The sequence below is a fragment of the Nocardioides sp. CPCC 206348 genome, assembly GCF_048654705.1.
Lineage (GTDB): Bacteria > Actinomycetota > Actinomycetes > Propionibacteriales > Nocardioidaceae > Nocardioides.
In genome coordinates, this window is record NZ_JBMCZA010000215.1 from 5,039 (window position 1) to 6,012 (window position 974).

The following is a 974-nucleotide window of genomic DNA, read 5'->3' on the forward strand; positions in this document are numbered from 1 at the left end:
GACCCCCGCGATCACGGGCATACGGGGGTCGAGCTGCGAGTTCATGATCTGACCAACCTTCGTGGGGACACCCAGATATCCTAGACGCTTTCCGTTCAGATTTCATCCCCTCTGCGGGATATGGTCTCCGTAGGGCAGGGACGTAGCGCCTCGCCCCGTTTCGATCTATGCTGACGTTGACCGTCAGTATTAGGTAGGATGGCGGACCGCCCACGACGCCGTCAGGTGTCGCGGCACAGACAAGGAGTCCCCGTGAGGCAAGACAAGGCGATCCCCCAGCTTCTGGATCACTGGGCGGACGACCGCCCGGAGCGCCGGTTCCTCACGGTGGGTGCCGTGAATCGCAGCTATGGCGAGGTGCGTGACGATGCGTGGCGGTTCGCGGGGGGACTTGCTGCTCGCGGCATCTCGCCCGGCGACCGGGTCGCGGTGATGAGCCCGACGTCTGTCGCGTCCGTCACCAGCCTTCTGGGCGTCGCGGGTCTGGGTGCCATCCCCGTGCCGCTCAACATCTATCTCAAGGGCGAGCCGCTCGTGCACCAGCTCCTGAGCAGCGGGTGCAAGGCTCTCCTCGCCGATGAAGCAGGCATCGCGATGGTGCGCGGCCTGGTGGCAGACCTCCCCGCCCTGCGGCTCGTCGTCCAGCTCGACGACGCCGACCCACCGTCCACGACGGAAGAGTTCGAGATTGCTTCCTACGGCGAGCTTCTCGACTCAGCTCCCGTCCAACCCGTGGTCCCCGACGACGCCGACGTCTACACGATCCTCTACACCTCGGGCACGACGGGCCTTCCGAAGGGCTGCATCATCAGTCACGGGATGACCAAGCACTGGTCGCGGTACACCGAGGCCCTCTCGGGCCTCGAGGACGACGACGTCATCTTCACCGCTGCTCCGCTCTTCCACGTGGGTGGGCAGACGCCGCTCCTTGGCGCACTGGCGCTGGGGATCCCGGTCGTGCTCGAGACAGCCTT

At 65.8% G+C, this 974-nt stretch carries 1 protein-coding gene; it reads left to right on the top strand.

Annotation, left to right across the window (positions count from 1 at the left end; genetic code table 11):
- Positions 1-252 precede the first annotated feature (252 nt).
- Positions 253-974, top strand: a 722-nt coding sequence (locus ACOADB_RS22820; protein ID WP_378604059.1) for an AMP-binding protein, incomplete at its 3' end; no start/stop codon positions are given.